Source organism: Streptomyces sp. YS-3, from assembly GCF_045257485.1.
Lineage (GTDB): Bacteria > Actinomycetota > Actinomycetes > Streptomycetales > Streptomycetaceae > Streptomyces.
In genome coordinates this window covers 1-8,812 of sequence record NZ_JBJHPC010000297.1, presented here as the reverse complement: position 1 = coordinate 8,812, position 8,812 = coordinate 1, and the positions used below count along the sequence as shown (strand labels likewise).

At 72.7% G+C, this 8,812-nt stretch carries 8 protein-coding genes and 1 pseudogene; 8 read left to right on the top strand and 1 reads right to left on the bottom strand.

From position 1 onward, the window contains the following. The 8 genes from ACJA3G_RS22555 to ACJA3G_RS22520 all read left to right on the top strand — a co-directional run. A partial coding sequence (locus ACJA3G_RS22555; RefSeq protein WP_406554841.1) for an acyl-CoA dehydrogenase family protein occupies positions 1-173 on the top strand: 173 nt, incomplete at its 5' end. Beyond that, a complete protein-coding gene (locus ACJA3G_RS22550; protein ID WP_406554840.1) occupies positions 174-1,178 on the top strand; it encodes a bifunctional MaoC family dehydratase N-terminal/OB-fold nucleic acid binding domain-containing protein in 1,005 nt (334 codons plus the stop codon). Beyond that, positions 1,178-2,236 (top strand): acyl-CoA dehydrogenase family protein, encoded by a 1,059-nt coding sequence (locus tag ACJA3G_RS22545; protein ID WP_406554839.1) that lies wholly within the window; start codon positions 1,178-1,180, stop codon positions 2,234-2,236. The genes ACJA3G_RS22550 and ACJA3G_RS22545 overlap by 1 nt, the downstream gene beginning before the upstream one ends. Next, positions 2,233-2,649: a MaoC family dehydratase gene (locus ACJA3G_RS22540; protein WP_406554838.1), complete on the top strand. Its 417-nt coding sequence runs from the start codon at positions 2,233-2,235 to the stop codon at positions 2,647-2,649. The genes ACJA3G_RS22545 and ACJA3G_RS22540 overlap by 4 nt, the downstream gene beginning before the upstream one ends. Beyond that, a complete protein-coding gene (locus ACJA3G_RS22535) occupies positions 2,646-3,812 on the top strand; it encodes a lipid-transfer protein (RefSeq protein ID WP_406554837.1) in 1,167 nt (388 codons plus the stop codon). The genes ACJA3G_RS22540 and ACJA3G_RS22535 overlap by 4 nt, the downstream gene beginning before the upstream one ends. Positions 3,813-3,906: 94 nt before the next feature. After that, a complete protein-coding gene (locus ACJA3G_RS22530) occupies positions 3,907-5,118 on the top strand; it encodes a DUF1906 domain-containing protein (protein ID WP_406554836.1) in 1,212 nt (403 codons plus the stop codon). Positions 5,119-5,242: 124 nt separating this feature from the next. Then, positions 5,243-5,779 (top strand): SigE family RNA polymerase sigma factor, encoded by a 537-nt coding sequence (locus ACJA3G_RS22525; RefSeq protein WP_406554835.1) that lies wholly within the window; start codon positions 5,243-5,245, stop codon positions 5,777-5,779. Positions 5,780-5,948: 169 nt separating this feature from the next. Continuing rightward, positions 5,949-7,604: a long-chain fatty acid--CoA ligase gene (locus ACJA3G_RS22520; protein ID WP_406554834.1), complete on the top strand. Its 1,656-nt coding sequence runs from the start codon at positions 5,949-5,951 to the stop codon at positions 7,602-7,604. Between the two features lie 173 nt (positions 7,605-7,777). Here ACJA3G_RS22520 and ACJA3G_RS22515 read toward each other — a convergent pair. Continuing rightward, positions 7,778-8,812 (bottom strand): annotated as a pseudogene (locus tag ACJA3G_RS22515) (hypothetical protein); the annotation flags it as partial.

Sequence of the window (8,812 nt, the reverse complement as noted above, 5' to 3'; positions counted from 1 at the left end):
TCGCGGGGGAGACGGCGCTGGTGCGGGGCGGGTCGCCGGGCGCCGTGGGGGACGGGGAGCTGGAGCGGATGAACCGCGCGGCGCAGCTCAACACGTTCGGGGGCGGGGTGAGCGAGGTGCAGCGGGAGATCGTCGCGACGATGCGGCTCGGGATGAAGAGGGGGCGGAGGTAGATGAGCGAGGACGTGTCCGCGCCCTCACGGGGGCGCGTCGCGGGCGGGGAGGAGCCGTCCGCGCGCCGCCCGGACCCGGGCGGGTTGTACGGACGCCTGAAGGCGTACGAGGGGAGGTCGGCGGCGCACGAGGGCGTCGGCAAGGACCTGGTCAACGAGCCGATGATCAGGCACTGGTGCGAGGCGATGGGAGACACCAACCCCGCCTACCGGGGACCGGACGCCATCGCGCCGCCCACCATGCTCCAGGCCTGGACGATGGGCGGCCTCTCCGGGCACACGGACCGCTCGGGCGCCCACGACGAGCTGTTCGCCCTGCTCGACGGCGCCGGTTTCACCTCGGTGGTCGCGACCGACTGCGGGCAGGAGTACTTGCGGGAGCTGCGCCCGGGCGACCGGATCACCTATGACGCGGTGATCGAGACGGTCTCGGAGCGGAAGAACACCAAGCTGGGGACGGGCCACTTCGTCACCACGCGCATGGACGTCCGGGCGAACGGCGAGCTCGCGGGCACCCACCGCTTCCGGATCCTCAAGTACGCCCCGGCGCGCCGCCCGCCCCGGGGCCGACGCCCGAGACCGGTCGTCAACCGGGACAACGCCGGATTCTGGGACGGAGTCGCCGCCCACAAGCTGCTGATCCAGCGCTGCACCGGCTGCGGCGAGCTGCGCTTCCCCTGGCTGCCGGGGTGCAACGGCTGCGGGGCGGCCGACTGGGACACGGTGGAGGCGAGCGGCGCCGGGACGGTGTTCTCGTACGTGGTGATGCACCACCCCCGCTTCCCCGGGTTCGCCGAGCCCGGCACCGAAGGGGGCGACGGGGGCGACGGGACGGCGCCCTACGCGGTCGGGCTGATCGAGCTGGCCGAGGGCGTGCGGATGATCAGCAACGTGGTGGGCGTGCCCTACGACATGGTGCGCATCGGGATGCCCGTGCGCCTGGAGTTCCTCCGGGTGGACGAGGAGCTGGAACTGCCGGTGTTCCGAGGGGGTGAGGGTGGCTGATGGACTTCACCCCCACCGAGGAGGAGGCGGCGATCCGTGAGCTGGCCGGGGAGATCTTCGGCGACCTCTCCACCCATGAACGCCTCACCGCCGCCGGGACCGGGACGGACACCGAGCTGTGGAAGGCCCTGTGCGGTGCGGGGCTGTCCGCGGCCGTCGAGGAGACGGGGCTGCTCGGGCTGGTCCTCGCCCTGGAGGAGCAGGGCCGCACCACCGCCCAGGTGCCGTTCGCGGCGAGCTGCGTCTACGGAGTCCTGGCACTGGCCGCCCACGGCTCCCCGGACCAGCGCGACCGGCTGCTCCCCTCCTTGAGGGACGGCACGGCGGTGGCGGCCGGCGCCTTCCCCTCGCACGACGGGGTGCGGGCCTCGGCCGACGGCGGCCCGACGGGGGAGCTGACCGGAGTGGTACCGGTGGTCCCCTGGCTCCGGGATGCCACGCATGTGCTGGTGGCGGACGCGGACCGGGCGCTGTGGTGGATACGGACGGGAGCACCGGGGACGGAGACGGAACCGGTCGAGACGACGGCGCCGTGGTCGGCCGGACGGCTCACGCTCTCGGGAGCGCGGGGCGAGCGGATCGGCGGTCCGGGTCCGGGCGCCTACGACGACGTGCTGGCGACCGCCCGTACCGCCTTCGCCGGACTGCAGACGGGGGTGTGCGCCGGGTCGCTGGCGAGGGCGGTGGCGCACACCAACACCCGTGAGCAGTTCGGCCGGCCGCTCGCCACCAACCAGGCGGTCCAGCTGAGGGCGGCCGACGCGTACATGGACACCGAGGCGATACGGGTGACCTCGTACGAGGCGGCCTGGCGGCGCGACCGTGCGCTGCCGTACCGCACGCACGCGCTGACGGCGGCCTGGTGGGCGTCCGAGGCGGGCAGGAGGGTCGTCCACGCGGGCCAGCATCTGCACGGCGGGCTCGGCGCGGACCTGGAGCACCCGGTGCACCGGCACTTCCTCTGGGGACGCCAGATCGACGCGTATCTGGGGTGCGGCGCCGAAATCCTGGCGGAGCTGGGCGGGTTGATCGTCGAGGGAGAGGAGGACGCGGCATGAAGGCGGGAGACGAGCTGCCACCGCTGGAGATCCCGGTCACCCGGACACTGATCGTCGCCGGGGCCGTGGCCTCCCGCGACTACCAGGACGTGCACCACGACGCGGTGCTCGCCCAGGAGAAGGGGTCCCCGGACATCTTCATGAACATCCTGACCACCAACGGCCTGGTCGGGAGGTACATCACCGATCACTTCGGCCCCGAGGCGCGGTTGCGTGCGGTGCGGATACGGCTGGGGGCACCCAACCATCCCGGCGACACCATGACGTTGACGGGCACGGTCACCGCCGTGGAGGACGGCACGGCCGAGGTGCGGGTGGTGGGGGCGAACCGGCTGGGCCACCACGTCACCGGGACCGTCACGGTCGCTCTCCCCCGGGCCGGGGCGGGCGGCGCCGGGGAGGTGGCGTCATGAGTGTGCGGCGGGCCGACTCGCTCGGGGGGAAGGCGGCGGTCGCCGGGATTGGCGCCACCGAGTTCTCCAAGGACTCGGGGCGCAGTGAGCTGAAGCTCGCCGTGGAGGCGGTGCGTGCCGCGCTCGACGACGCGGGGCTCACCCCCGACGACGTCGACGGCATGGTCACCTTCACCATGGACACCAGCCCGGAGATCACCGTGGCGCAGGCGGTCGGCATCGGTGAGCTGTCGTTCTTCTCGCGGATCCACTACGGCGGCGGAGCCGCGTGCGCGACCGTCCAGCAGGCCGCGCTGGCGGTGGCCTCGGGGGTGGCGGAAGTGGTCGTCTGCTACCGGGCGTTCAACGAGCGGTCGGGGCGGCGGTTCGGATCCGGGGTCCGCCACCGGGAGCCGTCCGCCGAGGGCGCGGCGCTCGGCTGGTCGCTGCCGTTCGGGCTGCTCACCCCGGCCTCCTGGGTCGCCATGGCCGCGCAGCGCTATCTGCACACGTACGGTCTGACGCCCGAGGCGTTCGGGCAGGTGGCGGTCGTCGACCGGCGCCATGCGGCGACCAACCCGGCGGCGTACTTCTACCGCAGGCCGATCACGCTCGCGGACCACGCCGCCTCGCGCTGGATCGTGGAGCCACTGCGGCTCCTCGACTGCTGTCAGGAGACGGACGGCGGTCAGGCGCTCGTCGTGACCACGGCCGAGCGCGCGCGTGACCTGCGCCGTCCGCCCGCCGTGATCACCGCAGCCGCGCAGGGGGCGGGCCGCAGACAGGAGGGGATGACGAGTTTCTACCGGGACTCCCTGACGGGGCTGCCCGAGATGGGGGTGGTGGCGCGCCAGCTGTGGCGGACGTCCGGACTCACCCCGGCGGAGGTCGATGTGGCGATCCTGTACGACCACTTCACCCCGTTCGTGCTGATGCAGCTGGAGGAGTTCGGGTTCTGCGAGCCGGGCACGGCGGCGGACTTCGTGGCGGCGGACGCGTTGCCGCTGAACACGCACGGAGGGCAGTTGGGGGAGGCGTATCTGCACGGGATGAACGGGATAGCGGAGGCGGTGCGGCAGGTCCGGGGCCTGGCGGCCAATCAGGTACCGGGCGCCGGGCGGGTGCTGGTGACGGCCGGGACGGGCGTCCCGACCTCGGGTCTGATCCTGAGCGCGGACGGCTGAACCTCCGCACACGGAAGGATGATCCTGGCCACGGACGGCTGAGACACGGAGCCGAGCGGTGGCCGACCGGAGCTGACGGCCTTTCACTCACCCTATGCACAGCCCTACATCGATCCGGCCCTGGTACCTGGGCATCATCGCGCCACCGCTCACCGTGGCCACGACGCTCGCCGCTCTCCTCACGCTGAGCCCCTCCGCGTGGGCCGCACCGAAACCCGATGTCCCGGCCGTGGCCGCTGCGGCGGGGCTGAGCCCTTCCGTGTCGGCGGCACCGAAACCCGATGTCCCGGCTGTCGCCGCTGCGGCGGGGCTGAGCCCTTCCGTGTCGGCGGCGCCGAAACCCGATGTCCCGGCCGTGGCTGCTGCGGCGGGGCTGAGCCCTTCCGCGTCGGCCGCACCGACACCCGACGTCCCGGCAGTCGCCGGCGCGGCGGTCGCTGCCTCGGGCACCGCATCGGGCACCGCCTCGGACGTGGTCTCGGACGCCGCCGCGACGGCTGCGGCTGCCGCGGTCGACGCGGCCGGCACCGCCATGGCCGCGCTCGCTCCGGCGGACTCGGTGGACAGCCCGGCGGTGCTGGCGCGTGCCGTGCACTTCAACGGGGCCGCGTTCGACACCTGTCAGGCGCCGCCGCTGGCGACGATGAAGGCGTGGCGGTCCTCGTCGTACGGAGGGGTCGGGGTCTACTTCGCGGGGCGCGGACGCGGCTGCCCCGACCAGCACCACCTCAACAAGAGCTGGCTGACGGACGTGGACCGGATGGGCTGGCGGGTGCTGCCGATCTTCGTCGGCTCGCAGTCGCCGTGCGTACGGTCGCAGGCGAAGCGGAAGGTGCGGATGAGCGCCGACTCGGCCCCCCAGGGCCGGACGGAAGGGAGGCAGGCGGCGGAGGCGGCCGAGCAGCTCGGCATCCGGCAGGGCAGCGCGCTCTACCTGGACATGGAGGCGTACGACGCGAACAACGCGGGGTGCGCCCGGACGACGCTGGCGTTCGTGCGGGCCTGGAACCGCGAGGTGCGCGGCCGGGGCTTCCTGCCCGGCTTCTACAGCAGCGCGGCGTCCGGAGTACGGCACATGGAGCAGGCCAGGCGGGCCGGGCAGTCGGACCTGCCGTCGGTGATGTGGTTCGCGCGCTGGGGTTCGGGGCCCTCCCTGTACGGGGAGCCGACCCTGCACGCGGACGCGTGGACGCCGCACCGGCGCATCCACCAGTACGCGGGGAACGTGACCGAGACGCACGGCGGACGGCGGCTCGTGGTGGACCGGAACACCGTGGATGCCCCGGTCGCCCGCTTCCGACCCTGACGAGCTCCGGGGCCTCCTCCACCTTCAGGAGGTCCAGCCACCCCTACCCGTACAACCTGAGAGGGACCCCGCTTCGCGACCTGGGGCCGATCCGTGGCGTAGCGGGCGCTCCTAGCGTGGAGGTATGACCACGCCTGTCTGCAACAGCGCCTCCCGGGCGGCGACGCCGTACCCGTCGTTCGCCTCGTACATGAGGGCCCGAGGCCCCGTGCTGCTGCGTACCGCACGCTCGCTGACCGCGAACCCGAGCGACGCCGAGGACCTGTTGCAGACGGCCCTCACCAAGACGTACGTCGCCTGGGACCGGATCGAGGACCACCGCGCCCTCGACGGCTATGTGCGCCGTGCGCTCCTCAACACCCGGACCTCGCAGTGGCGCAAGCGCAAGGTGGACGAGTTCGCCTGCGACGAGCTGCCCGAGCCGGAGATGGTGCCGGAGCCGGATCCGGCCGACCAGCAGGTCCTGCACGACGCGATGTGGCGTGCCGTGATGAAGCTGCCGGACCGGCAGCGGGCGATGGTCGTGCTGCGGTACTACGAGGACCTCAGCGAGGCGCAGACCGCCGAGGTGCTCGGGGTGTCGGTCGGCACGGTGAAGAGCGCGGTCTCCCGGGCGCTGGGCAAACTCCGCGAGGACCCGGAGCTCGCCCCCGTCCGCTGACCGGAATCCGGTCGGCCGATAACGGGCGCCAGGAGGGCCGCACGCCGCGTGACCTTGGTCTCGTGGGTGATTCATTACCTCCGGGTAGTGACATACCGCGCGGTACGTGAGCAGAATCGGCACACCCTTATCGCCACGAGGCGCACCGTAGCGCCCCCGGGAGGCCGCCGTGCTGAGCACCATGCAGGACGTACCGCTGCTGATCTCGCGGATCCTGACCCACGGGTCCACGATCCACGGCAAGTCGCAGGTCACGACCTGGACCGGCGAGGCGGAGCCACGGCGCCGCAGCTTCGCCGAGATCGGCGGCCGGGCCGCGCAGCTGGCCCACGGTCTGCGCGAGCTCGGGGTCGAGGACGGCCAGGCGACCGCCACCCTGATGTGGAACAACGCCGACCACGTCGAGGCCTACCTCGCGATCCCCTCCATGGGCGCGGTGCTGCACACGCTGAACCTGCGGCTCCCGGCCGAGCAGCTGATCTGGATCGTGAACCACGCGGCCGACCGCGTCATCATCGTCAACGGTTCGCTGCTGCCGTTGTTCGCCCCGCTGCTGCCGCACCTGCCGACCGTCGAGCACGTCGTGGTCTCGGGCCCCGGTGACCGTTCGCTGCTCGACGACATCGACGGCGGAGGGCCGCAGGTGCACGAGTACGAGGAGCTGCTCGCGGGCCGCCCGACCTCGTACGAGTGGCCGCAACTGGACGAGCGCACCGCCGCCGCCATGTGCTATACCTCCGGCACGACCGGCGACCCCAAGGGCGTCGTGTACTCGCACCGGTCGGTCTATCTGCACTCGATGCAGGTCAACATGGCCGAGTCGATGGGGCTCACCGACAGGGACACGACCCTGGTCGTGGTGCCGCAGTTCCATGTGAACGCCTGGGGGCTGCCGCACGCGACCTTCATGACCGGCATCAACATGCTGATGCCGGACCGCTTCCTCCAGCCCGCTCCGCTCGCCGAGATGATCGAGCGCGAGAAGCCCACCCACGCCGCCGCCGTGCCGACCATCTGGCAGGGGCTGCTCACCGAGGTCACCGCCCGCCCCAGGGACCTCACCTCGATGGTGAAGGTCACCATCGGCGGCGCCGCCTGTCCGCCCTCGCTGATGGAGGCGTACGACAAGCTCGGCGTCCGGCTCTGTCAGGCCTGGGGCATGACCGAGACCTCGCCGCTGGGCACCATGGCCAACCCGCCGGCCGGGCTCTCGGCCGAGGAGGAGTGGCCCTACCGCATCACCCAGGGCCGCTTCCCGGCGGGCGTGGAGGCGCGGCTGACCGGTCCCGGCGGGGAACTCCTGCCCTGGGACAACGAGTCGGCGGGTGAACTGGAGGTCCGGGGCACCTGGATCGCGGGCGCGTACTACGGCGGCGCCGGCGGCGAGGACTTCCGCCCCGCCGACAAGTTCAGCGAGGACGGCTGGCTGAAGACGGGCGACGTCGGGGTGATCAGCCCCGAGGGCTATCTGACGCTCACCGACCGCGCCAAGGACGTCATCAAGTCGGGCGGGGAGTGGATCTCCTCGGTCGACCTGGAGAACGCCCTGATGGCGCACCCCGAGGTCGCCGAGGCCGCGGTCGTCGCTGTGCCCGACGAGAAGTGGGGTGAGCGCCCGTTGGCCACGGTCGTCCTGAAGCCGGGGGCGAGCGCCGGCTACGCGGACCTCAGGGACTTCCTCGCCCGGTCGGTCGCCAAGTGGCAGCTGCCGGAGCGGTGGACGATCGTCGAGTCGGTACCGAAGACGAGCGTGGGGAAGTTCGACAAGAAGGTGATCCGCAGGCAGTACGCGGACGGCGAGCTGGACGTCACGGAGCTGCGCTGAGAGGTGGCCCGGTGAGCCGGGGCGGGGCATGTTTCACGTGAAACATGCCCCGCGAACGACCCCGGTGAGACGGAGTGTTGCGGGGGCTGGTGGGTGTTTCACGTGAAACACCCACCGGCCCCATCGCTGTCCGTACCGGCCGCTGGCCGCTCCGGGCTCTGCCCGTACCGGCCCTAGTTCGTGCCGATCTTCGCCAGCAGGTCGACGATCCGGCCCTGGACCTCGGCGCTCGTCGAGCGCTCGGCCAGGAACAGCACGGTCTCCCCCGCCGACAGCTTCGGCAGTTCCGCCTGGTTGAGCCCCGCCGAGGTGTAGACGACGAGCGGGGTGTGGTTCAACTGCCCGTTGGCGCGCAGCCAGTCGACGATCCCGGCGCGGCGGCGGCGTACCTGCATCAGATCCATCACGACCAGGTTCGGCCGCATCTGGCCCGCCAGCGTCACGGCCTCGCTGTCGGTGGCGGCGCGCGCCACCTGCATTCCGCGCCGCTCCAGGGTGGCCGTCAGGGCGAGGGCGATCTCCTCGTGCTCCTCGATCAGCAGGACCCGGGGCGGGTGCTGCTCGCTGTCGCGCGGGGCGAGCGCCTTGAGGAGGACGGCCGGGTCGGCGCCGTACGCGGCCTCACGCGTGGCCTGTCCCAGCCCGGCCGTCACCAGCACCGGCACCTCGGCGGCGACGGCCGCCTGCCGCAGCGACTGGAGCGCGGTACGGGTGATGGGCCCGGTCAGCGGGTCGACGAAGAGCGCGGCGGGGAACGCCGCGATCTGCGCGTCCACCTCCTCGCGGGAGTGCACGACCACCGGACGGTAGCCGCGGTCGCTCAGCGCCTGCTGGGTGGAGACGTCGGGCGCGGGCCAGACGAGGAGCCGGCGCGGGTTGTCGAGCGGCTCGGGAGGCAGCTCGTCGTCCACGGGCTGCGGGTGCGGCCGGTTGGCGACCTCGACGGCTCCCCCGGGCCCGTCCAGCGGCTCGGGACCTTCGGCGCCCTTGTCCGGTGCCCCTATGGCGTACGCCCGCCCCTGCCCCTCCGAGGGGGGCGAGAGCAGCGACGTGGGGGACGGGCCGAGGCCGAGCGCCCCGGCGGGTCCGGCGGGGCGTTCCCCTTCGGAGGGCGTACCGAGCTTGCGGCGCCGTCCCGAGCCCGAGGGGCCGGAGGTCTGCTGGGCGAAGGGCACGCCCTGGCCGAGGGTGCGCACGCTGAACGCGCG

What these genes read in the sequence shown, in the direction of transcription:
- ACJA3G_RS22550 (WP_406554840.1), top strand. Translation starts at nt 174, where the DNA reads ATGAGCGAGGACGTGTCCGCGCCCTCACGGGGGCGCGTCGCGGGCGGG.
- ACJA3G_RS22545 (WP_406554839.1), top strand. Translation starts at nt 1,178, where the DNA reads ATGGACTTCACCCCCACCGAGGAGGAGGCGGCGATCCGTGAGCTGGCC.
- ACJA3G_RS22535 (WP_406554837.1), top strand. Translation starts at nt 2,646, where the DNA reads ATGAGTGTGCGGCGGGCCGACTCGCTCGGGGGGAAGGCGGCGGTCGCC.
- ACJA3G_RS22530 (WP_406554836.1), top strand. Translation starts at nt 3,907, where the DNA reads ATGCACAGCCCTACATCGATCCGGCCCTGGTACCTGGGCATCATCGCG.
- ACJA3G_RS22540 (WP_406554838.1), top strand. Translation starts at nt 2,233, where the DNA reads ATGAAGGCGGGAGACGAGCTGCCACCGCTGGAGATCCCGGTCACCCGG.
- ACJA3G_RS22525 (WP_406554835.1), top strand. Translation starts at nt 5,243, where the DNA reads ATGACCACGCCTGTCTGCAACAGCGCCTCCCGGGCGGCGACGCCGTAC.